The organism is Paracoccus panacisoli, assembly GCF_042435015.1.
In the GTDB taxonomy this organism is placed as follows: domain Bacteria; phylum Pseudomonadota; class Alphaproteobacteria; order Rhodobacterales; family Rhodobacteraceae; genus Paracoccus; species Paracoccus panacisoli.
On sequence record NZ_JBHMQU010000051.1, the window covers coordinates 1 to 20,800 of the forward strand.

At 70.0% G+C, this 20,800-nt stretch carries 21 protein-coding genes and 1 tRNA gene; 16 read left to right on the plus strand and 6 right to left on the minus strand.

Translation table 11 applies throughout. From position 1 onward, the window contains the following. Positions 1-16 precede the first annotated feature (16 nt). A complete protein-coding gene (locus tag ACFHYO_RS11145) occupies positions 17-160 on the minus strand; it encodes a hypothetical protein (protein WP_394320463.1) in 144 nt (47 codons plus the stop codon). A gap of 290 nt (positions 161-450) precedes the next feature. Here ACFHYO_RS11145 and rpsF point away from each other — a divergent pair, with 290 nt between their 5' ends. From rpsF to ACFHYO_RS11170, 5 genes are all read left to right on the plus strand, one after another. After that, entirely contained in the window at positions 451-945 is a 495-nt protein-coding gene (gene rpsF / locus ACFHYO_RS11150; protein WP_394320465.1) for a 30S ribosomal protein S6, read from the plus strand. A gap of 19 nt (positions 946-964) precedes the next feature. Continuing rightward, positions 965-1,192 (plus strand): 30S ribosomal protein S18, encoded by a 228-nt coding sequence (gene rpsR / locus ACFHYO_RS11155; RefSeq protein ID WP_036700444.1) that lies wholly within the window; start codon positions 965-967, stop codon positions 1,190-1,192. Positions 1,193-1,203: 11 nt separating this feature from the next. Further along, complete coding sequence (gene rplI, locus ACFHYO_RS11160; RefSeq protein WP_036700447.1) at positions 1,204-1,800, plus strand: 50S ribosomal protein L9; 597 nt, start codon at positions 1,204-1,206, stop codon at positions 1,798-1,800. A gap of 195 nt (positions 1,801-1,995) precedes the next feature. Next, positions 1,996-2,901 carry a hypothetical protein gene (locus tag ACFHYO_RS11165; RefSeq protein ID WP_394320468.1) on the plus strand — a complete coding sequence of 302 codons (906 nt, stop codon included), beginning with the start codon at positions 1,996-1,998 and terminating at the stop codon, positions 2,899-2,901. 73 nt (positions 2,902-2,974) lie between these two features. Next, positions 2,975-4,150 carry a YihY/virulence factor BrkB family protein gene (locus ACFHYO_RS11170; protein ID WP_394320470.1) on the plus strand — a complete coding sequence of 392 codons (1,176 nt, stop codon included), beginning with the start codon at positions 2,975-2,977 and terminating at the stop codon, positions 4,148-4,150. A 112-nt stretch (positions 4,151-4,262) separates the two neighbouring features. Here the strand turns inward: ACFHYO_RS11170 and tig are convergent, their stop codons facing one another. The 3 genes from tig to ACFHYO_RS11185 all read right to left on the minus strand — a co-directional run bounded on the left by tig (position 4,263) and on the right by ACFHYO_RS11185 (position 7,566). Beyond that, positions 4,263-5,597, minus strand: a complete 1,335-nt coding sequence (gene tig / locus ACFHYO_RS11175) for a trigger factor (RefSeq protein ID WP_036700451.1) — start codon at positions 5,595-5,597, stop codon at positions 4,263-4,265. A gap of 21 nt (positions 5,598-5,618) precedes the next feature. Then, positions 5,619-5,703 (minus strand) — tRNA-Leu (locus ACFHYO_RS11180). A 168-nt stretch (positions 5,704-5,871) separates the two neighbouring features. Next, positions 5,872-7,566 carry an NAD(P)H-hydrate epimerase gene (locus tag ACFHYO_RS11185; RefSeq protein ID WP_394320473.1) on the minus strand — a complete coding sequence of 565 codons (1,695 nt, stop codon included), beginning with the start codon at positions 7,564-7,566 and terminating at the stop codon, positions 5,872-5,874. Positions 7,567-7,740: 174 nt separating this feature from the next. Between ACFHYO_RS11185 and ACFHYO_RS11190 the strand changes: the two genes are divergently transcribed. Further along, positions 7,741-8,079: a P-II family nitrogen regulator gene (locus tag ACFHYO_RS11190; protein ID WP_036700453.1), complete on the plus strand. Its 339-nt coding sequence runs from the start codon at positions 7,741-7,743 to the stop codon at positions 8,077-8,079. A 56-nt stretch (positions 8,080-8,135) separates the two neighbouring features. Continuing rightward, positions 8,136-9,548: a type I glutamate--ammonia ligase gene (gene glnA, locus ACFHYO_RS11195; RefSeq protein ID WP_036707979.1), complete on the plus strand. Its 1,413-nt coding sequence runs from the start codon at positions 8,136-8,138 to the stop codon at positions 9,546-9,548. Positions 9,549-9,636: 88 nt separating this feature from the next. On the opposite strand, the gene ACFHYO_RS11200 is transcribed toward glnA, so the two are convergent. Next, complete coding sequence (locus ACFHYO_RS11200) at positions 9,637-10,422, minus strand: heme-dependent oxidative N-demethylase family protein (RefSeq protein WP_394320476.1); 786 nt, start codon at positions 10,420-10,422, stop codon at positions 9,637-9,639. Positions 10,423-10,570: 148 nt separating this feature from the next. On the opposite strand from ACFHYO_RS11200, the gene purB reads away from it, so the two are divergent. The 4 genes from purB to gap all read left to right on the plus strand — a co-directional run bounded on the left by purB (position 10,571) and on the right by gap (position 14,862). Next, the gene (gene purB / locus ACFHYO_RS11205; protein WP_394320478.1) at positions 10,571-11,878 is read left to right on the plus strand and encodes an adenylosuccinate lyase; all 1,308 of its coding nucleotides are present in this window, start codon (positions 10,571-10,573) and stop codon (positions 11,876-11,878) included. Between the two features lie 78 nt (positions 11,879-11,956). Further along, positions 11,957-12,997 carry a flagellar motor switch protein FliG gene (locus ACFHYO_RS11210; protein WP_394320480.1) on the plus strand — a complete coding sequence of 347 codons (1,041 nt, stop codon included), beginning with the start codon at positions 11,957-11,959 and terminating at the stop codon, positions 12,995-12,997. A 210-nt stretch (positions 12,998-13,207) separates the two neighbouring features. Continuing rightward, entirely contained in the window at positions 13,208-13,351 is a 144-nt protein-coding gene (locus ACFHYO_RS11215; protein WP_036707984.1) for a hypothetical protein, read from the plus strand. A 509-nt stretch (positions 13,352-13,860) separates the two neighbouring features. Continuing rightward, complete coding sequence (gene gap / locus ACFHYO_RS11220; RefSeq protein ID WP_036732187.1) at positions 13,861-14,862, plus strand: type I glyceraldehyde-3-phosphate dehydrogenase; 1,002 nt, start codon at positions 13,861-13,863, stop codon at positions 14,860-14,862. A 468-nt stretch (positions 14,863-15,330) separates the two neighbouring features. Here gap and ACFHYO_RS11225 read toward each other — a convergent pair whose 3' ends face one another. After that, positions 15,331-15,633: a hypothetical protein gene (locus ACFHYO_RS11225; protein ID WP_036700470.1), complete on the minus strand. Its 303-nt coding sequence runs from the start codon at positions 15,631-15,633 to the stop codon at positions 15,331-15,333. Between the two features lie 151 nt (positions 15,634-15,784). Here ACFHYO_RS11225 and pyrC point away from each other — a divergent pair, with 151 nt between their 5' ends. The 5 genes from pyrC to ACFHYO_RS11250 all read left to right on the plus strand — a co-directional run bounded on the left by pyrC (position 15,785) and on the right by ACFHYO_RS11250 (position 20,761). Beyond that, positions 15,785-16,822, plus strand: a complete 1,038-nt coding sequence (pyrC, locus tag ACFHYO_RS11230) for a dihydroorotase (RefSeq protein ID WP_394320482.1) — start codon at positions 15,785-15,787, stop codon at positions 16,820-16,822. Further along, entirely contained in the window at positions 16,822-17,493 is a 672-nt protein-coding gene (locus tag ACFHYO_RS11235) for an orotate phosphoribosyltransferase (protein WP_394320483.1), read from the plus strand. Before pyrC ends, ACFHYO_RS11235 begins: the two co-directional genes overlap by 1 nt. Before the next feature lie 244 nt (positions 17,494-17,737). Beyond that, a complete protein-coding gene (locus ACFHYO_RS11240; RefSeq protein ID WP_036700476.1) occupies positions 17,738-19,228 on the plus strand; it encodes a replicative DNA helicase in 1,491 nt (496 codons plus the stop codon). Then, positions 19,219-19,575: a DMT family protein gene (locus ACFHYO_RS11245; protein ID WP_036707988.1), complete on the plus strand. Its 357-nt coding sequence runs from the start codon at positions 19,219-19,221 to the stop codon at positions 19,573-19,575. Before ACFHYO_RS11240 ends, ACFHYO_RS11245 begins: the two co-directional genes overlap by 10 nt. Further along, a complete protein-coding gene (locus tag ACFHYO_RS11250) occupies positions 19,562-20,761 on the plus strand; it encodes a multidrug effflux MFS transporter (protein ID WP_036707990.1) in 1,200 nt (399 codons plus the stop codon). The genes ACFHYO_RS11245 and ACFHYO_RS11250 overlap by 14 nt, the downstream gene beginning before the upstream one ends. The last annotated feature ends 39 nt before the right edge of the window (positions 20,762-20,800 follow it).

Here is a 20,800-nt window from a genome sequence, read left to right on the forward strand (position 1 = left end):
CTTTCGGGTTGGGGTCTCACGTCGGGTCAGCGGCGGGGGCGGGCGCGGCAGGGGCGGCCTGCGCGAGTGCCGCGCCCGAGAGGGTGCAGCCGAGCAGGGCGGCCAGCGCGGTGGACCGCAGGGCGCGGGCGGCGCTGGAAAGGGCGTGAAGGGCGGTCATGGGCCGGTCTCCTCAAGCAAATCGGGCCACAGGGGGCGCGGGAATGGGCCGGCGCGTTACGCACCGGGCGGGGCGTCTTCGGCCCGAACCCCCGGCCGCCGATCGGGTTCCCCCCTGCCCGGCGCCTCCCCTGCCCCCACGCGCGCGCCACGACGGCGGTTGCATCCGCGCGGCGCCTCTGTATAAGGCCCCATCCTTCCGCAATTTGCGAAACCGGCGCAGCCTCTCGTGGCGGGGCGCGGAAGGCATCACCCGCCTATGAAGCGCGCCCGAGACGAAAAGGGATTGCCATGCCGCTTTACGAGCATGTGCTGATCGCCCGCCAGGACCTGTCGAACGCGCAGGCCGAAGGGCTGGTCGAACATTTCTCGACGGTGCTCGCCGACAACGGCGGGACGGTCAAGGATAGCGAATACTGGGGTGTCCGCACCCTCGCCTACAAGATCAACAAGAACCGCAAGGGCCACTACGCCTTCCTGCGCACCGACGCCCCCTCGGCCGCCGTGCAGGAGATGGAGCGTCTGGCCCGCCTGCATGACGACGTGATGCGCGTCCTGACCGTCCGCGTGGACGAGCACAAGGACGGCCCGTCGGTGCAGATGCAGCGCCGTGACGAGCGCGAAGGCCGCGACCGCCGCGACGACCGCGGCCCGCGCCGGGACGACCGGGGTGAGCGCGGTGACCGGGGCGACCGCGGGGATCGCGGCGACCGGGGTGATCGCGGCGACCGTGGCGACCGGGGTGGCGAGCGCACCGAGCGCGCGCCCCGCGACGACCGCAACTGAGGCTTGAGGAGCGACCACAATGGCGACCAAACCGTTTTTCCGCCGCCGGAAAGTCTGCCCCTTCTCGGGCGAGAACGCGCCGGCCATCGACTACAAGGACACCCGTCTGCTGCAGCGCTACATCAGCGAACGCGGCAAGATCGTGCCCTCGCGCATCACCGCCGTCTCGGCCAAGAAGCAGCGTGAGCTGGCCCGCGCCATCAAGCGCGCCCGCTTCCTCGCCCTGCTTCCCTATGCCGTGAAGTGAGGATCTGACCCATGCAAGTCATTCTTCTGGAACGCGTGGCCAAGCTCGGCCAGATGGGCGAGGTGGTGAAGGTCAAGGAGGGCTTCGCCCGCAACTTCCTTCTGCCGCAGGGCAAGGCGATGCGTGCGTCCGAGGCCAACATCGCCGCCTTCGAGGCGAAGAAGGCCGACCTCGCCCAGCGCAACGACGAGACGCGCGCCGAGGCGCAGCAGATCGCCGAATCGCTGGACGGCAAGTCCTTCGTCATCATCCGCTCGGCGTCCGACGCCGGCGCGCTGTATGGCTCGGTGACCCCGCGCGACGTGGCTGATGCCGCCGCCGCCGAAGGCTTCCGGGTCGAGCGTCGCCAGGTCGTGCTGACCGGTCCGATCAAGGATCTGGGCCTGCACACCGTCCGCGTGCACCTGCACCCCGAGGTCGATGCCGAGGTGACCGTCAACGTCGCCCGCTCGCCCGAAGAGGCCGAGCTGCAGGCGTCCGGCAAGTCGATCCAGGATCGCGCCGCCGAAGAGGACGCCGCCGCCGAGTTCGAGATCGCCGAGCTGTTCGACGATCTGGGCGCTGCCGGCCGCGACGAGGACGAGGCGCCGCGCGCCGACCAGGCCTGATCCGGCCCCGCCGCCCCCGCACGGGGACCGGCGACACCTGATACGAAAGACCGCGCCCCGGCGCGGTCTTTTTCGTTACGGCATGGGGGATTGCGGGGCACGGGCTGGAACGATCCGCGGCTCGGCCGTGTTGGACAGGCAAAACAACGCCGCCCGCCGCGCGCCCCTCGCGCGGCCCCCAGCAAGGAAGAACCGATGGCCAAGCACCCCGGCGCCGGGCAGATGCCCCAGAACAGCTTCATCCCCGAGGACCGCGGCCTCGGCCGGCGGGTGGACCGGCGGCAGGAAAGCTACGCCCCCTCGCCCTATGCCGCGCAGCGGGTGCTGCCGCATGGCGATGTCTCGCCCGAGGGCGACCGCGCCTGGCCCGAGCCGTCGCTGACCTCGCGCGTGCTGGTGTATGGCGGCGCGGCCGTTGCCGCGGCCGCCGTCACCGCGGGTGCGGTGCTGGCGGTGCGCAAGGTCGCCGACATCGTGTCGGGCAACGACGAGGTGGACCGCGATGCCGACCGCGCAGCCGAGCGTGCGGCCGAGCGCGCGCGCAAGCAGGTCTATGACAGCAGCCGCGGCCGCAGCTCGGCCCCCGCCTTTGCCGCAATGCCCGAGCGTGAGCGCGAGGCGATGCGCGCCCGGGCCCGCAGCCAGGCCGCCGCGGACGACGCCCGCCGCCAGCGGATGCGTGACGAGGCGAAGCGCTCCGAGCGCCCGGCCCGCGCGCCCGAGCCCGGCCGCCGTCCCCCCCGCCCGTCGCAGGCGCCGCAGCGCAACCTGCTGGGCGAGATCGAGCACACCGCCCAGACCCTGACCCGCAACATCAACGGCATCGTGGGCGCGGTGACGATGGCGATGGCGGCCTTCCGCTCGGTCGCCAACCAGGCTGAGGGCGTCGTGCGCGAGTTCCACGGCACCGCCGACCAGATCCGCGGCTTCCTCGGCACCGCCGGCGCGGGACGCCCCGATGCCCCGCGGGCCGGCCGTCCCAGCGACCCGTTCCGCGCCACCCCACGGCGGGACGTGGTGGACCTGCGCGACGCCAATGACGCGCACCCGTCGGCCCCGGCCTCACCCCAGGGCGACGCGCCGCGGATGCACCGGCTCTGACCGCCGCCTGACGTTCCTCCCTCCCCGGCCGCGCCACACTGGCGCGGCCCTCGTTTCAGCCCGCGAGACCCGTATGACGCGACCGACCCCTTCCCGTGCCGTGCCTCAGGCGCCCCGCGCCCCGCTGCCGGGTGCCACCCCCGCGTCCGAACCGGATGTCTACGCGGCCCTCTTCGGCCCGCTGCCCGACGGGTGGCGGGAACGCAAGGGCCTGCCGCCCGAGCCCGGCGCCGCGCCCGCCAAGGCCGGCGCCCGCAAGGGCGGCCAGTCGGGCGCCGCGTCCGGGGACGCCCCCGCGCCCGAACGCCTGCCCGGCCCCGATTCCCCGTGGGAGCTGAGCCGCGAGAGCTGGATCGCGGTCCTGAAGCGCACGGCCACCGAGTTCAGCAAGGACCGCGTGACCTCGGTTTCGGGCGGCGTCACCTTCTTCGCGCTGCTCGCCCTCTTCCCCGCGATCACCGCGCTGGTGTCGATCTACGGCCGCATCGCCGACCCGGCGACCATCGCCGACAACCTGTCGCTCCTCGACCGCGTCCTGCCGCCCAGCGCCATCGAGCTGATCGCCGGGCAGGTCACAGCCATCGCCTCGGCGCCGAACACCGCGCTCTCGATCGCGGGGATCGTCTCGATCCTCGCCGCGCTCTGGTCCGCGAACGGCGGGATGAAAGCGCTGATCGACGCGCTGAACGTCGCCTGGTTCGAGACCGAGACCCGCGGCTTCATCCGCCTCAACCTCGTCTCGCTGGGGCTGACGCTCGGGGCCATCGTCGGCATCATGCTGATGCTGGCGGCCATCGCCATCCTGCCCGCGGTGCTCAACGTGATCTTCGCCGGCTCGGCGGCCGAGTCGATCCTGTCCTTCCTGCGCTGGCCGCTGATGGCGGTGCTGCTGATGTTCGGCCTCGCGGTGATCTACCGCTTCGGGCCGAGCAAGGAGGACCCCGAGTGGCAGTGGATCTCGCCCGGCGCGGTCTTTGCCACGCTGGGGCTGATCGTCGCGTCGGTGCTGTTCTCGTGGTACGCCTCGAACTTCGCCAACTACAACGAAACCTACGGCTCGCTGGGCGCCGCCATCGCCATGATGATGTGGCTGTGGATCGCCGCCATCGTGGTGATGACCGGGGCCGAGCTGAACTCGGAAGTCGAGCGGCAGCTCAAGATCGAGAACGGGTTGATCGACCCGGCCGAGGACAAGGCGGCCAAGGATCAGGCCAAGGTCCAGCAGGACAAGGCCAAGGCCGACACCTGATCGCTGGCCCCCCTGACGCAAAAGGCCGCCTCGTCCATGCGAGGCGGCCTTCTTCTTTCCTGCCCGAATATCCCGGGGTGCGGGGCAGAGCCCCGCGATCCCCGAGCCCGGCTCACGCCTCGTCGAGCGACTCGAGCGCCTTTTCCAGCTCTTCCTTGGTCACGCTCTTCTCGGTCACCTTGGCGCCCGAGATGATGTGATCCACCACCTTGTCCTCGAAGATCGGGGCGCGCAGCTGCTGCTGGGCGGCCTCGTTCTGCTGGATGAACTCGAAGAACTGCCGCTCCTGCCCGGGGAAGTTGCGGGCCTGGCGCATGACGGCCTGGGTCATCTCCTGGTCGGTCACGCCGATCTCGGCCTTCTGGCCCACGTCGGCAAGCAGCAGCCCGAGGCGCACCCGGCGCTCGGCCAGCTTCTTGTGCTCGTCGGTGGGCTCGATTGAGCCGTGGTTGTGGCCGTGCTCTTCGGGGTGCTCTTCGTGCCAGAGCTGGTGGGCGATCTGCGCCGCCTCGGCCTCGACGAGGCTCTCCGGCAGGTCGAAGCTCACCAGCTCGTCCAGCCGGTCGAGCAGCGCGCGCTTCATCAGCGCCCGGCTCGCGCCCTGGTACTCGGCGCCGAGGCGCTCGGTGATCTGGGTCTTGAGGTCGTCGAGGCTGTCGGCGCCGAACTTCTTGGCCATCTCGTCGTCGATCTCGGCCGCCTTGGGCGATTTGACGGCGTGGACCTTGGTCTCGAACACCGCGTCCTTGCCCTTGAGCGTCGGGTGTCCGTAGTCGTCGGGGAACTTGACGTTCACCTTGACGTCGTCACCGGCCTTGGCGCCGACGAGCTGGTCCTCGAAGCCCGGGATGAACGAGTTCGAGCCGAGCACCAGCGGGTAGCCCTCGGCGGTGCCGCCCTCGAACGCCTCGCCGTCGACCATGCCCTTGAAGTCGATGGTGACCTGGTCGCCCGACTGGGCGGCCTCGCCCTCGGCGCGGTCGTCGAAGGACTGGGCGTTCTTCGCCAGGTTCTCGAGCGCCTCGGTCACGGCGGATTCGTCGGGGGTGACGGTCAGCCGCTCGAGCTCGACCGACGAGAGGTCGGCCTCGGGGATCTCGGGCAGCAGCTCGTACGAGACATTGACGACGACGTCATCGCCCTCGGACCAGCCGGCGCCGTTCTCCATCTCGACCTGCGGCTGCATCGCCGGGCGGGCCTTGGTCTCTTCCATGTGGGCGCGCAGCGCGTCGTCGATCGACTTCTGCATCGCGTCGCCCATGACGCGGGGGCCATAGGTCTTCTTCAGCAGCGCCATCGGCACCTTGCCCTTGCGGAACCCCTTCATCTCGATCTGGGGCTGGGCCTCGGCCAACTGCCGGTCCACCTCGGCGGCCAGATCGGCCGCGGGAAGGGTGAAGCGGTAGCCGCGCTTGAGACCTTGGTTCAGGGTTTCGGTGACCTGCATGGTGCGTCCTTTGTTACCTCGTGGTGCGGGTGAAGGGACTTGAACCCCCACGCCTTGCGGCGCCAGAACCTAAATCTGGTGCGTCTGCCAGTTCCGCCACACCCGCAATGTCCGACCGGGGCACTGGCAGCACCCCGGAAATCCGGGGCGTTCTAGCAGGGGTGCGGCAGGGGTGCGAGGGGATTCTTGCGGCGCGGGGTGAAGTCGGCCGACCGGGGGCGCTGCCCCCGGACCCCCGGGATACTTGGGCAGGACAGAAGCTGGAACGGCCGGGTCAGAGCCCGAGGTCGCGGAAGACGCCGGGCAGCCGGTCGGGCAGGTCGTCGGCAATGAGGCCGGGGCCGAAGCGGCGCGCGGCCTGTGCGTGAAGGAAGGCGGCGGGCGCGGCGGCATAGAGCGGCGGCAGGCCGCGGGCGAGAAGCCCCGTGATGATGCCGGTCAGCACGTCGCCTGCCCCGGCGGTGGCGAGCCAGGGGACGTCGTAGGCCGAATGGATGCGCGCCTGCCCGTCCGGGGCGGCGATGACGGTGTCGGGGCCTTTCAGCAGGACCACGGCACCGCAGCGCGCCGCGGCCTCGCGGGCGGCGTCGAGCTTCGAGTAGAGGGGGCCGCGCTGGTCTGCGAGGGCGCGGTGATATTCGCCCAAGGCCTGCCGCTCGGCGGCGATGGCGTCGACCGGCGGGCCCTCTGCACCGCGCCGCTCGTCGTCGGCAACAGTCATGGTCCGGGGCGGGCGCGGTGCGGCCAGCCGCTCGGCCAGGTCGGGGAACAGGCGCGCGAACTCGCCCGCGTGCGGGGTCAGGACGCATCCCTCATGAAGTCCCTCGAGCCCTCGGGCCGCCAGCGCCGTCAGGGCATCGGCGTCCAGCACGCAGGGGCGTCTGGCAGCAAGCACGGGGTCGAGCATGGCGCCGGCCCGATCCACGCCGCAGCCGGGGCCGAGTGCCACCGCCGTAATGCGGCTGTCCGCGAGCAACGTGGCGAGCCCCTCCGCGTCGTCGACGCCCCGCCGCATCAGGGCGTCGGGCGGGCCGGAATGCTCGATCAACGCGGATTTCGGCGGCGTGAGCGTGACCAGCCCGGCGCCGGTGCGCAGGGCGGCGCGCGCGGTCAGGCGGGCGGCGCCGCCGTGGCCGAAGCCTCCGGCGACGATCAGGGCGTGGCCGTGGGTGAACTTGTGGCCGGCATGTTTCGCGAGCCAGGCCGCAGGGAAGCGCATCCGGTCCGCCCGCTCGTCCGCGACATCGAGGGCAGGCCAGACGGCGACGGTGCGCGGGGGTCGCGCTGCCCGGCCATTCCCACATCGCTCTCGCCACGGGCGCAGCCCGATATCCGCCACCACCAGCTCGCCGCAGACGTCGGGCCCCCGTTCCAGCAGGTGGCCGGGCTTGGGGCTGTCGAAGGCCACCGTCATCCGCGCATGCGGCTCGTCCCCGCCGGGCTGACGCGGTGCGCCGAGAAAGGCGCCGCTTTCGAGGCAGAGGCCCGAGGGGCAATCGACTGCGACCACCCGTTCGCGGAAAGAATGCCCGTCCCCGCCCGATCCGCCCATGTAAGCCAGCAATTCCGCTATCTCGCCTTGGGGCGCGCGGGTCAGCCCCGTCCCGAACATCGCATCCACATAGACGTCACAGTTGGGCCCGGCGCGAAAAACGCGGCAGCTCAGCGGCGCGATCTCGCCCATCTCGGCCCACCGCCGCTTCATCTCGGCCGCATCGGGTCCGGGGGTGTTGTCCATCCCCAGCACCCGCACCCGCCAGCCCGTCTGCGCCAGAAGCCGCGCCACCACATACCCGTCGCCGCCATTGTTGCCTGGGCCGCACAGCACCGTGACGCGGCCCGCCTTGGGCCAGCGCAGACGGATATGCCCAGCCACCGCAGCCCCAGCCCGCTCCATCAACTCAAGCCCGGTCACCGCGCCGCTGGCCATCGCCGCGGATTCGAGCGCGCGCATCTCGGCGGTGGTCAAGACTTCGGTCCCGCCGATCCAGCGACTGCTCAAATCTTGTGCACCCTGCCCGTTCACGCGGCGCTCCGTCCCGATTGCCGTCAGCGGTGCCGGAACTGTCCGGCCGCCGCATTGCCCGCGCCGATCAAACCCGCCACCTCATCCCCAACGCAACCCTCACCAAGGACGCCCGCGATGAAAAAGGTCGAAGCGATCATCAAGCCGTTCAAGCTGGACGACGTGAAGGAGGCGCTGCAGGACGCCGGGGTGCAGGGCATGACCGTCACCGAGATCAAGGGCTTCGGCCGCCAGAAGGGCCATACCGAGCTTTACCGCGGGGCTGAATACGTCGTCGACTTCCTGCCCAAGGTGAAGATCGAGATGGTGCTCGCCGACGACCTCGTCGACGCCGCCATCGAGGCCATCATCGGCGCCGCCCGCACCGACAAGATCGGCGACGGCAAGATCTTCGTCTCGCCCATCGAGCAGGCGATCCGCATCCGCACCGGCGAGACGGGCGAAGACGCGGTCTGAGCCGCCACTTCCCCCCTCGCCCCCACCACGACACTCACGAAACGCCAGGAGACATCATGGCCAAGACGGTCGCCGAGGTCCTTGACCTCATCCAGTCCGAGGAGGTCGCCTATGTCGACGTCCGCTTCACCGACCCCAAGGGCAAGCTGCAGCACGTCACACTGGACGTGGACCTGATCGACGAGGACTTCTTCGAGGAAGGTTTCATGTTCGACGGCTCGTCCATCGCCGGGTGGAAGTCGATCGACCAGTCCGACATGAAGCTGATGCCCGATCCGGCGTCGGCCTATCTGGACCCCTTCTACGCCGAAAAGACGCTCTGCGTGCACTGCAACGTGGTCGAGCCCGACACCGGCGAGGCCTATGACCGCGACCCCCGCGGCACCGCCGTCAAGGCCGAGGCGTACCTCAAGGCCTCGGGCGTGGGTGATGCGTTCTACTGCGGGCCTGAGGCCGAGTTCTTCATCTTCGACGACGTCCGCTACGCAGTGACGCCGCAGAAGGTGAGCTACCAGATCGACGCCGATGCGGCGGCCTGGAACACCGACACCGAGTACGAGATGGGCAACCAGGCCCACCGCGCCGGTCACAAGGGCGGGTACTTCCCGGTCAACCCGATCGACGAGGCGCAGGACATGCGCGGCGAGATGCTGTCCACCATGAAGCGGATGGGCATCAAGGTCGACAAGCACCACCACGAGGTCGCCACCTGCCAGCACGAGCTGGGGATGATCTTCGGCGGGCTGGTCGAGCAGGCCGACAACATCCAGAAGTACAAGTACGTGATCCACAACGTGGCGCACGCCTACGGCAAGACCGTGACCTTCATGCCGAAGCCGATGAAGGGCGACAACGGCTCGGGGATGCACGTCAACATGTCGATCTGGAAGGACGGCAAGCCGCTGTTCGCCGGCGACAAATATGCCGACCTGAGCCAGGAGGCGCTGTATTTCATCGGCGGCATCCTCAAGCACGCCAAGGCGCTGAACGCGCTGACGAACCCCTCGACCAACAGCTACAAGCGGCTGATCCCGGGGTTCGAGGCGCCGGTGTTGCGGGCCTATTCGGCGCGCAACCGCTCGGGCTGCGTCCGTATTCCGTGGACCGAATCGCCCAAGGCCAAGCGCGTCGAGGCTCGCTTCCCCGATCCCTCGGCCAACCCCTACCTGTGCTTCGCGGCGTTGCTGATGGCGGGTCTGGACGGGATCCGGAACAAGATCGACCCCGGCCCGGCCTCGGACAAGGACCTCTATGACCTGCCCCCCGAGGAGCTGGCCGAGATCCCGACCGTCTGCGGGTCGCTGCGCGAGGCGCTCGACGAGCTCGAGAAGGACATGGACTTCCTGCTCGCCGGCGACGTGTTCACCCGCGACCAGCTGGAAAGCTACATCCGGCTGAAGTGGGAAGAGGTCTATGCCTTCGAGCACACCCCGCACCCGATCGAATACGCGATGTACTACAGCTGCTGAGCAGCGGCTGACCGGACCGGACAGGGCGCCCCGCGGGGCGCCCTTTTTCATGGCGCGGTGTCAGGCCGCAGGACGCGGACGGGCCGGCTTATGCGGCGTGGCGGATCGGGAACTCGGCCAGCGCGGCGGCCTGTTCGGGGGTCAGGCTCTCCTCGCGGATCACCGCGGTGTGGATCGAGAACACCACCGCCCCCGTCTCGGGCAGGCGGAAGAGGCATTGCCGCTCGACCCGGATGAAGGGCAGCGCCGCGTCGGTCGCCCGCCCCTGCGCCTCGGTCCGCGGATTGTGCAGCGGCGCGTTAGAGTGATGCGCCGTGCCGCGCAAGAGCCCGATCCCCGGCCGCACCCCGTCGAGCAACCGCTGCACCCGCCGCCCCACGTCCTCGGTGTAGATCGCCACGGGGCGGTGAATTCCCATCATTGGCCGCCCGAATTTCTCGGCCAGCGTCCAGCCGGCCGGAAAGCACAGGATCGCGCCGCCGAGGATATGCTCGCCCGCCGGGCCGGGCAGCATCAGGCAGAAATCCTCGGCGCAGAGCCGCCCCAGCGTCAGCAGCGGCTGGTCCACGTCGGGCGTGACCTCGACCCCGTCGGGGCGGCGGATGGTCGCGCCGACCACGTGCCCCCGACCGGGCAGCAGCCGCAGCACCCAACGCAGCAGCTCGTCGGCCGCGGGCCGGGCTTCGTCAGAGAGCGCGTGGACCGCCTCGGGCCGGGTCTCGATCAACCGCGCCCGCTCGGACATCTGGGCGGCATAGGCGTCATCGACGACCAGCCAGTCGTCCTCGGACACCGGGATTGTCCCCGGCAGGCGGCGGGTGCGGGGGTCGGTCCAGGGCGCGAAGCCCAGCCGATTCTGCAGGATCGTGCTCATGGCGCCAGTCAGCGCCGAAGCGCGGGCCGGCGCAATGCGTCCGTCCCCGCCTCCCGGCAGGCGCAAACCGCGGCGCGCCCTGCCCCAGACCGTTGCCCCGCGCGGGGGCTTTGCCTAAACGGCCCCCATCCCCAAGACGAGGCCCGCCATGATCCCCCGCTATGCCCGCCCCGAGATGACCGCGATCTGGTCGCCCGAGACCCGCTTCCGCATCTGGTTCGAGATCGAGGCCCACGCCTCGGACGCCCAGGCCGAGCTGGGCGTGATCCCGCGCGCCAACGCCGAAGCCGTCTGGCGGGCGAAGGACGTCGAGTTCGACGTCGCCCGCATCGACGAGATCGAGGCGGTGACCAAGCATGACGTGATCGCCTTCCTGACCCATCTGGCCGAGCATATCGGCGCGGAAGAGGCGCGCTTCGTCCACCAGGGCATGACCTCGTCGGACGTGCTCGACACCACGCTGAACGTGCAACTGGTGCGCGCCGCCGACATCCTGCTGGCCGACATGGACAAGGTGCTCGCCGCGCTCAAGCGCCGGGCGTTTGAGCACAAGGACACGCTCAGGATCGGCCGCAGCCACGGCATCCACGCCGAGCCGACGACCATGGGCCTGACCTTCGCGCGCTTCTACGCCGAGATGTCGCGCGGCCGCGACCGCCTCGAGCGGGCGCGCGCCGAGGTCGCCACCGGCGCCATCTCGGGCGCGGTCGGCACCTTCGCCAACATCGACCCGGCGGTCGAGGAGCACGTCTGCGCGCAGATGGGCCTGACGCCCGAGCCGATCTCGACCCAGGTCATCCCCCGCGACCGCCACGCGATGTTCTTCGCCACCCTCGGCGTCATCGCCAGCTCGATCGAGAACATCGCCATCGAGATCCGCCATATGCAGCGCACCGAGGTGCTCGAGGCCGAGGAGTTTTTTTCGCCCGGGCAGAAGGGCTCGTCGGCGATGCCCCACAAGCGCAACCCGGTGCTGACCGAGAACCTGACCGGGCTCGCGCGGCTCGTGCGCATGGCCGTGGTCCCGGCGATGGAGAACGTGGCGCTCTGGCACGAGCGCGACATCAGCCATTCCTCGGTCGAGCGCGGGATCGCGCCCGATGCGACGATCACGCTGGACTTCGCGCTCAACCGGCTGGCCGGGGTGATCGACAAGCTGGTGATCTACCCCGAGAACATGTTGAAGAACCTCAACAAGTTCAAAGGGCTGGTGATGAGCCAGCGGGTGCTGCTGGCGCTGACCCAGGCCGGTGTCTCGCGCGAGGACGCCTATCGGCTGGTCCAGCGCAACGCCATGAAGGTGTGGGAAAAAGGCGCCGATTTCCGCGAGGAGCTGCTGGCCGACCCCGAGGTGACGGCGGCGCTCTCGCCCGCCGAGATCGAGGAGAAGTTCGACCTCGGCTATCACACCAGGCACGTCGACACGATCTTCCGCCGGGTTTTCGGCGAAAGCTGAGCGGCGTTCACCGGCTGTTAAGCCGGGCCTGCCATGGTCGGTCGAGACGGAATCGGGCGGCGTGGCATGGGGACTGCAATGTATCTGACGCCGCCGGGGCTGACGCCCCGGCAAAAGGCGGCTGTCGTGGTGCGGATGATGCTGGCCGACGGCGCCGACATGGACCTGTCGCAGCTGCCGCCTGAGTTGCAGGCGCTGCTGGCGCAGGAAATGGCCGGCATGGACCTCGTGGACCGGGACACCTGCCACGCGGTGCTGACCGAGTTCTGCGACCGGCTGGAAGAGGTCGGGGTCAGCTTCCCCGGCTCGATCGACGGCACGCTCGACTTTCTCGGCGGGCATCTGTCGGCCGACACCGCCAACCGACTGCGCCGGTTCGCGGCGCTGAACGGCACCGCCGATCCGTGGGAACGGGTGGCCGCCCTGCCCGCCCCGCAGCTCGCCATCCTCGCCCGAACCGAGGCGGTCGAGGTCGCGGCGGTGATGTTCTCGCGCCTGCCGGTCGCCCGCGCCTCGGAGGTGTTCGGGCTGCTCGACCCCGCCCATGCGCGTCAGGTCGCCTATGCGATGTCGCTGACCGGCGGGATCGAGGCGCCCGCGCTGCGCCGGATCGGGCTCGCGCTGATGCGCGCCATCGACGCGCTGCCGCAACCGGCGATCGAGACCCAGCCGGTCGAGACGGTGGGGGCGATCCTCAACCTGTCCCCGGCGGTCACCCGCGACACGGTGCTGGCCGGGCTCGACGACGACGACGCCGAGTTCGCCGGCCGGGTCCGCAAGGCGATCTTCACCTGGGCCAACATCCCCCGCCGCATCGACCCCCGCGACATTCCCCGCATCCTGCGCGAGGTCGAGGCGGCGACGGTCACCAAGGCGATGGCCGGGGCCACCGGCGACGACGCGGCGACGGTCGAGTTCCTGCTCGCCGGCCTCAGCTCGCGCCTGGCCGAGTCGATGCGCGAGGAGATCGAGGCCGCCGGCAAGGTCAGCGCCCGGGACGCCGAAGAGGCGATGACCGAGGTGGTCGCCGCGATCCGCCGGATGGAGCAGGCGGGCGAGCTGTTCCTGATCGTCGAGACCGAGGAGGAGGGGGTGACGATCCGCACGGCGGGGGGGTGACGGAGGGGGTTGATAGCGGGGGGACACCGTTGAGGGCCCCGGCTTTAGGATGTTCCGGAGCGTGCGTCGGGGCTTTCAGCGACAAGTGCGGTCCAGCTCATCGGAAGCGCCAATAAGCCGGGTCACGTCCGCCCCCGACCGCAGCCGTGACTTGCGGGGTGACGGTGGGAGTGGGTAATGGGCCAACCGCAGCCCGCGAGGAACGCCGCCATGACCAACAGCATCGCGATCGTGCTCGCGGCCCTGATCGTGGGGATGTTCGTCCTCGACGCGACGGTGCTGCACCTGGGATTGCCGGTGATGCTCGGCCGGCTCGTCGCCCAGTTCATCGAGTGGGTCAGCTTCTGGCGTTGACGGCGGTCGGGGCTTAGGCGCGACGTGGGTTTGTGCGCGGCGCGCGCCGCGGCGACGGCGCGACGTGGATTTGTGCGCGGGGCGGGCCGCGGCGACCGTCCACGCCATTGCGAACGGCGCTGCAGGCGAGCGGCCAGCTCTACGATTGCGGCTCGAAGCAGCGCCGCGGGGGTGCTTCCTGTTAAAGGGCGCGCCGTTAAAGGGCGCGCCGCTCCGTGGGTCTCAGGTCGTGCGGGGTCCGGTTTCATGTCCACCCCCCTTCCCGAACCCCCCGGGTGATCTGCCCGCAATTGCTCTCGTGCCTGCGCGGGTCCAGCCCCACATCCGCCCTCCTGCCGCCCCCGCCCCCGGCGCGATCAGCCCGAAGACACGCCGACCGGGCTACCCGTCCGTCGCCCGCCCCGTCCGGGTAGAGCTCACGCAATCCCCCGCCCCACCTCGCCCCGCATTGCATTTTCCCCGCGCTTTCGGCAGGACAGCCGCGGGCATTGCACAGGTAGGAGCGAGTCATGGCTGTGAAGGTAGCGATCAACGGGTTCGGCCGGATCGGGCGCAACGTGCTGCGAGCGATCATCGAATCGGGGCGCACCGACATCGAGGTGGTGGCGATCAACGACCTCGGCCCGGTCGAGACGAACGCCCATCTGCTGCGCTACGACTCGGTGCACGGCCGCTTCCCCGCGACCGTGACCGTCAAGGGCGACACCATCGACGTGGGCCGCGGCCCGATCAAGGTCTCGGCCGAGCGCAACCCCGCCGATCTGCCGTGGTCGGACGTGGACGTGGTGATGGAATGCACCGGCATCTTCACCAGCAAGGAAAAGAGCCAGGCGCACCTCGAGAACGGCTCGAAGCGGGTGCTGATCTCGGCGCCGGGCGACAACGCCGACAAGACCATCGTCTACGGCGTCAACCACGACACGCTGACCTCGGACGACATCGTCGTGTCGAACGCGAGCTGCACCACGAACTGCCTGTCGCCGGTGGCGAAGGTGCTGAACGACACCGTGGGGATCACCCGCGGCTTCATGACCACGATCCACAGCTACACCGGCGACCAGCCGACGCTCGACACGATGCACAAGGACCTGTACCGCGCGCGCGCCGCGGCGCTGTCGATGATCCCGACCTCGACCGGCGCGGCGAAGGCCGTGGGCCTGGTGCTGCCGGAACTCAAGGGCAAGCTCGACGGGGTGGCGATCCGGGTGCCGACGCCGAACGTCTCGGTCGTGGACCTCGTGTTCGAAGCCGCCCGCGACACCTCGGTGGAAGAGATCAACGCGGCGATCAAGGCCGCCGCCGACGGCCCGATGAAGGGCATCCTCGGCTATACCGAGGAAAAGCTGGTCAGCTCGGACTTCAACCACGACCCGCATTCTTCGGTGTTCCACATGGACCAGACCAAGGTCATGGAGGGCCGGATGGTCCGCATCCTGACCTGGTACGACAACGAGTGGGGCTTCTCGAACCGGATGAGCGACACCGCCGTGGCGATGGGCAAGCTGATTTGAGTCGGCCGTGAAGCTGAAAATCAGAGGGGCGGTCCTGACGGGCCGCCCCTCTTTAGTTGGTTCGGGATGCTGGGGTTTGGTTTCAGCGAGCGAAGGGAGTCGCCTGCGAAACGCCTCATCTTGGCAGGTTCGTCGCGGCCGCACTGAACGAGTGACCGCGTGCGGCAACTCCGGCGCGTGTCGAAAGTCGGCTACGTCCGGCTTCCCGCGTCAACGCGAGGCATTGCTGACCCATGACGCAATTAAGGCATCGTCCCGCGGGCTGGGATCAAGCCGCGCAACGGCGGCCTCAGCGAACCGGACAACCACGCCAGCGTCCCGCAGTCGCGGATGGAACCGCGTCACCGCCGCCCCATCGAAGCGCCCGGCCAAGAGAGCCCACGCCGCCGCCCGCTCATTCTTCCCTGCCAAAAATATCTCCGCCGGAGGCATTCGGCCTCACCCCAAGGCACCCACGGCGGGTCTGCCTCAGCGCCGGCTCAACCGCCGTGCGTTGGCGCGGGTCCGGCGGCCATAGGGCTTGAGCGCCGCGGCGAGGATCTCGTCCGCGCGGGCGCCCGTGGCGGCGGACCGCAGCGCGGCGCCCACCGACTCACGCGCTGCGTCGCCCTTTTCGGCGACCATGCGGAAGTTCTCGCCCCGGCGCTGCGGCATCATCCCGCACAGCCCGGCCATGCGCACGGCCATGACGTACTGGGCCTCGAACCCCATCCGGCAGAAATCCGACCACAGCCTCATCGACATGACCGGATCGACCATCATCGTCTTCATTCAAACATTCCTTTCGGCGAATGCTGCACCGCAGAAAGACACGGTGCACCCTTCCGTTCCCGATTCCAAGACCAACTTTCGGACAGGTGAACCGGCCCGACGACCCCGCGGGCGCTGGATAACGCCGCCGGCTTCGTTATAGACCCGTCCCATGAACACATCGTTGACGATCACCCGCCCGGACGACTGGCACCTGCATCTGCGCGACGGGCCTATGCTGGCTGCGGTTGCGCCGCATTCGGCGCGGCTGGGCCGGGCGATCATCATGCCGAATCTCGTCCCGCCGGTGGTCACCGGGGCCGAGGCCGCGGCCTATCGGCAGCGGATTCTGGCCGCGCTGCCGCCCGGCGCGACGTTGCGTCCGCTGATGACGCTCTACCTGACCGAGACGACCGATCCGGCCGACGTCCTCGCCGCCCATGCCGCAGGGCTGATCGCCGCGGTCAAGCTCTACCCCGCCGGGGCGACCACCAACTCGGCCAGCGGGGTGCGCGACTTCGACCGGGTGCGCGGCGTGCTTGAGGCGATGGCCGGGGCCGGCATCCCGCTTTGCGTGCATGGCGAGGTCACCGACCCGGCCGTCGACATCTTCGACCGCGAGGCCGTGTTCCTCGACCGGGTGCTCGAGCCGATCCGCCGCCGCACCCCCGGCCTGCGGGTGGTGATGGAGCACATCACCACCCGCGACGGCATCGACTATGTCCGCGCGGGCGGCGAGGACATCGGCGGGACGATCACCACCCATCACCTGGTGATCAACCGCAACCACATCCTCGCCGGCGGCATCCGCCCGCACTACTACTGCCTGCCCGTCGCCAAGCGCGAGGCGCACCGGCTCGCGCTGCTCGAGGCCGCGACCTCGGGCGAAGGGCGGTTCTTCGCCGGCACCGACAGCGCCCCGCACCCCGACCGCGCCAAGGAAAGCGCCTGCGGCTGCGCAGGCTGCTTCACCGCGCCGAACTGGCTGCCGATCCTCGCCGAGGTGTTCGAGGCGGCGGGCGCGCTCGACCGGCTCGAGGCGTTCACCTCGCTCAACGGCCCGGCCTTCTACCGGATGGACCCGAACCCCGACCGCGTGACCCTGACCCGGGGCGAGGCGGTGCGGTTCCCGGCCTCCATCACCGCGGGCGACGAGACGGTGACCGTCTTCGACCCTGGCTTCCCGATCCACTGGCACCTGGACGACTGATGACCCTGCCCTTTCCCCCCGCCGACGAGATCGCCCGGCTGACCGCGCGGATGCTGCTTGAGATCAAGGCGGTGCATTTCAACGCCGCCGAGCCCTACACCTATGCCTCGGGGCTCAAGGGGCCGACCTACATCGACTGCCGCAAGCTGATCTCGTACCCGCGCATCCGCGGCACGCTGATGGATTTCCTCGCCGCCACGGTCTGCCGCAACGCGGGGTTCGAGGCCTTCGACAACGTCGCCGGCGGCGAGACCGCGGGCATCCCCTTCGCGGCCTTCATGGCCGAGCGTCTGGGCCTGCCGATGAGCTATGTGCGCAAGAAGCCCAAGGGCTACGGCCGCAACGCCCGGATCGAGGGCGCCATGTCCGAGGGCCAGCGGGTGCTGCTGGTCGAGGATCTGACCACCGACGGCGGCTCGAAGCTGTCGTTCGTCGATGCGATCCGCGAGACGGGGGCCAGCTGCGCCCACACCGCGGTGGTGTTCTACTACGGCATCTTCCCCGAGACGACCGAGCGACTGGGCGCGCACGGGGTCACGCTGCACCACCTCTGCACCTGGTGGGACGTGCTGGCCGAGGCGCGCGCGCAGGGCAGCTTCGACGCCGGCACGCTGGCCGAGGTCGAGGCCTTCCTGAGCGACCCGCGGGGCTGGCAGGCCGCGCATCCGTAGGCGCCGGGCAGCCCTGACCACGCTGCCCGCCGAAACTCCCGCGCGCGCGTCAGGGGCGCGCGGGCACGCCAAACCCGCCTCCGCCACCGCCGCCGAACACTTGTCCACAGCTTATCCCCCCAATCGCCCCCGGCTAATTGATCCCGCCCCGTGGGCCGATCGTGGACCGGGCGATGGTTTCGTGACATAACCGCCCCCACCCCACCGCCTGCATCCCAAGCCGACCGTCCCGAGGATTCCCACGATGTCCGAACTGCGCGCGCTCGATCCGCGCCGCCCTGCCGAGACGGCCGACGAGGCCCCGGCGGTGCCGTTTTCCATCGAGGCCGAGCAGCAGCTGCTGGGCACGCTGCTGACCAACAACGACGTGTTCGACCAGGTCACGCGGCTGGTGCGGGGCGAGCATTTCTACGACCCCGTGCACCGGCGCATCTTCGACCTCTGCGCCGAGCGGATCACCCGCAACGCGCTGGCCAGCCCGGTGACGCTCAAGGCGTTCATGGAACATGACGCCGGGCTGAAGGAACTGGGCGGGCCGGCCTATCTCGCCCGCCTCGCCGGCTCGGCGGTGTCGTCCTATGGCGCGCGCGAATACGCCCGGATGATCCGCGAATTCGCGCTCAGGCGTGAGCTGATCGCGCTCGGCCACGACATCTCGGCCCGCGCCGCGACGGTGGCCATCGACGACGACGCCGAAGAGCAGATCAAGACCGCCGAGCAGACGCTCTACAAGCTGGGCGAGCAGGGGGTGGCCGAGCGTGGCTTCCAGTCCTTCCTGCAGGCCGTCACCGGGGCGGTGCAGGCCGCGAACGCCGCCTATCAGCGCGACGGCGGGCTGTCGGGCGTTTCGACCGGGCTCGACGATCTCGACAAGAAGATGGGCGGGCTGAACAAGTCCGACCTCATCATCCTCGCCGGGCGGCCGTCGATGGGGAAGACCTCGCTCGCGACCAACATCGCCTTCAACGTCGCCAAGGCGCACCGGATGGGCGAGTTGCCGGACGGCACCCGCGGGACCGTGGACGGCGGCGTGGTCGGGTTCTTCTCGCTGGAGATGTCGGCCGAGCAGCTCGCCGCGCGGATCCTCTCGGAAGCGGCCGAGGTGCCCAGCGAACAGATCCGCCGCGGCGACATGAGCGAAGAGGAGTTCCGCCGCTTCGTCGATGCCGCCCACGCGCTGCAGAACTGCCCGCTCTACATCGACGACACCCCGGCGCTGCCGATCAACCAGCTGGCCGCGCGGGCCCGCAAGCTCAAGCGGACGCTCGGGCTCGACGTGCTGATCGTGGACTACCTGCAACTCCTGCGGGCCGCCTCGGCCAAGGACAGCCGGGTGAACGAGGTCTCCGAGATCACCCAGGGCCTCAAGGCCGTCGCGAAGGAGCTGAACATCCCGGTCATCGCCCTGTCGCAGCTCTCGCGGCAGGTCGAGAACCGCGAGGACAAGCGCCCGCAGCTCTCGGACCTGCGCGAGTCCGGCTCGATCGAGCAGGACGCCGACATCGTGATGTTCGTGTTCCGCGAGGAATACTACAAGGAACGCGAGAAGCCCGCCGACCACGAGCTGGACAAGATGGCCGCCTGGCAGCAGGTGATGGAGCAGGTGCACGGCAAGGCCGAGGTCATCATCGGCAAGCAGCGCCACGGGCCCATCGGCACGGTCGAGCTGAGCTTCGAGGGGCGGTTCACGCGCTTCGGCAACCTCGCCCGGCACCAGATCCAGCAATGGGGCTGAGCCTGCCCGTCCCCGCCCTGACCATCGGCCTGCTGATCGCGTCGAACGTCTTCATGACGGTGGCGTGGTACGGGCATCTGAAGTTCAAGACCGCGCCGCTTGCGCTGGTCATCCTGGCCAGCTGGGGCATCGCCTTCTTCGAGTACGTGCTGCAGGTGCCCGCCAACCGCATCGGCCACGGGCATTTCTCTGCCGCCCAGCTCAAGACCATTCAGGAGGTCATCAGCCTGACGGTCTTCGCCGGCTTCTCGTGGCTCTACCTCGGCGAGCGGCTGGGCTGGCAGCACGCGGTCGGATTCGGGCTGATCTGCGCCGGCGCCTGGTTCGTGTTCCATGACTGGGGCTGAGGCCGCGCGGCCCCGCCGCACCCCGCCGCATATCCTGACGCTGGTGCTGCTGTCGGGGCTGGGGGCGCTCAGCATGAACGTGTTCCTGCCCTCGCTGCCGGGCATGGCGCGGGATTTCGGCGTCGATTACGCCGTGATGCAGCTTTCGGTGACGGTCTATCTCGCCGGCTCGGCCCTGGTGCAGATGATCGCCGGGCCGCTGTCGGACCGCTACGGGCGGCGGCCGGTGATGCTGGTGGGGCTCGCCACCTTCCTCGTGGCGACGGCGGGGACGCTGCTGGCGCCCTCGGCCGGGTGGTTTCTCGCCTTTCGCACCCTGCAAGCCGCGGTCGGGACCGGGATGGTGCTGTCGCGCGCCATCGTTCGCGACATGGTCGAGGGCGACGCGGCCGCCAGCAGGATCGGCTATGTCACCATGGGGATGTCGGTGATCCCGATGATGGCGCCGATCCTCGGCGGGCTTCTGGACGAGGCCTTCGGCTGGCGTGCCAACTTCGCCATGCTGCTCGCCGCCGGGGCGGCGGCGCTGGCGCTCGCCTGGGTGGACCTGGGCGAGACGGCACGCGGCGGGCTGTCGATGCGGGCGCAGATGCGGGGCTATCCGCAGCTTGCCCGCTCGGGCGTGTTCTGGGGCTATGCGCTGGCCGCGACCTTCGCCTCGGGCGCGTTCTTCGCCTATCTGGGCGGCGCGCCCTTTGTGGGCGAGACGGTGTTCCACCTGCGCCCGGCCGAGGTCGGCTATTGGTTCGCGGCGCCCTCGATCGGCTATCTGCTGGGCAATTTCATCTCGGGGCGCTTTGCCGCGCGGGTGGGGATCGACCGGATGATCCTGCTCGGCGCCTGGGTCACGGCGCTGGCGCTGGGCGCGGCGCTGGCGGTGACGATGGCCGGCGCGCTGGTGCCGGCGGTGTTCTTCGGCGCCATCGCGCTGATGGGGCTGGGCAACGGCATGGTCCTGCCCAGCGCCACGGCGGGGATGATGGGGGTGCGGCCCGAACTCGCCGGAACGGCGAGCGGGCTGGGCGGGGCAATGGCGGTCGCGGGCGGCGCGGGCCTCGCGGCGCTGGCGGGGCGGTTTCTCGTTCCCGGCGCGGGCGCCACGCCGCTGCTCTGCATCATGGAGCTGTCGGCGGCGGCCTCGCTGGGCGCGATCATGGTCGTCCGGCGGCTGCGCCGGCCGGTCTGACACCGCCCGCGCCACGCGCCGCGCGCAGGACAGCCCTGC

Bases quoted from the DNA above. Each gene is read 5' to 3' on its own strand.
- ACFHYO_RS11200 (WP_394320476.1), bottom strand. From the start codon at position 10,422: ATGAGCACGATCCTGCAGAATCGGCTGGGCTTCGCGCCCTGGACCGAC.
- ACFHYO_RS11165 (WP_394320468.1), top strand. From the start codon at position 1,996: ATGGCCAAGCACCCCGGCGCCGGGCAGATGCCCCAGAACAGCTTCATC.
- pyrC (WP_394320482.1), top strand. From the start codon at position 15,785: ATGAACACATCGTTGACGATCACCCGCCCGGACGACTGGCACCTGCAT.
- rpsF (WP_394320465.1), top strand. From the start codon at position 451: ATGCCGCTTTACGAGCATGTGCTGATCGCCCGCCAGGACCTGTCGAAC.
- ACFHYO_RS11215 (WP_036707984.1), top strand. From the start codon at position 13,208: ATGACCAACAGCATCGCGATCGTGCTCGCGGCCCTGATCGTGGGGATG.
- ACFHYO_RS11145 (WP_394320463.1), bottom strand. From the start codon at position 160: ATGACCGCCCTTCACGCCCTTTCCAGCGCCGCCCGCGCCCTGCGGTCC.
- ACFHYO_RS11245 (WP_036707988.1), top strand. From the start codon at position 19,219: ATGGGGCTGAGCCTGCCCGTCCCCGCCCTGACCATCGGCCTGCTGATC.
- glnA (WP_036707979.1), top strand. From the start codon at position 8,136: ATGGCCAAGACGGTCGCCGAGGTCCTTGACCTCATCCAGTCCGAGGAG.
- gap (WP_036732187.1), top strand. From the start codon at position 13,861: ATGGCTGTGAAGGTAGCGATCAACGGGTTCGGCCGGATCGGGCGCAAC.
- ACFHYO_RS11235 (WP_394320483.1), top strand. From the start codon at position 16,822: ATGACCCTGCCCTTTCCCCCCGCCGACGAGATCGCCCGGCTGACCGCG.
- purB (WP_394320478.1), top strand. From the start codon at position 10,571: ATGATCCCCCGCTATGCCCGCCCCGAGATGACCGCGATCTGGTCGCCC.
- ACFHYO_RS11210 (WP_394320480.1), top strand. From the start codon at position 11,957: ATGTATCTGACGCCGCCGGGGCTGACGCCCCGGCAAAAGGCGGCTGTC.
- ACFHYO_RS11190 (WP_036700453.1), top strand. From the start codon at position 7,741: ATGAAAAAGGTCGAAGCGATCATCAAGCCGTTCAAGCTGGACGACGTG.
- ACFHYO_RS11240 (WP_036700476.1), top strand. From the start codon at position 17,738: ATGTCCGAACTGCGCGCGCTCGATCCGCGCCGCCCTGCCGAGACGGCC.
- ACFHYO_RS11170 (WP_394320470.1), top strand. From the start codon at position 2,975: ATGACGCGACCGACCCCTTCCCGTGCCGTGCCTCAGGCGCCCCGCGCC.
- ACFHYO_RS11250 (WP_036707990.1), top strand. From the start codon at position 19,562: ATGACTGGGGCTGAGGCCGCGCGGCCCCGCCGCACCCCGCCGCATATC.
- ACFHYO_RS11225 (WP_036700470.1), bottom strand. From the start codon at position 15,633: ATGAAGACGATGATGGTCGATCCGGTCATGTCGATGAGGCTGTGGTCG.
- tig (WP_036700451.1), bottom strand. From the start codon at position 5,597: ATGCAGGTCACCGAAACCCTGAACCAAGGTCTCAAGCGCGGCTACCGC.
- rpsR (WP_036700444.1), top strand. From the start codon at position 965: ATGGCGACCAAACCGTTTTTCCGCCGCCGGAAAGTCTGCCCCTTCTCG.
- rplI (WP_036700447.1), top strand. From the start codon at position 1,204: ATGCAAGTCATTCTTCTGGAACGCGTGGCCAAGCTCGGCCAGATGGGC.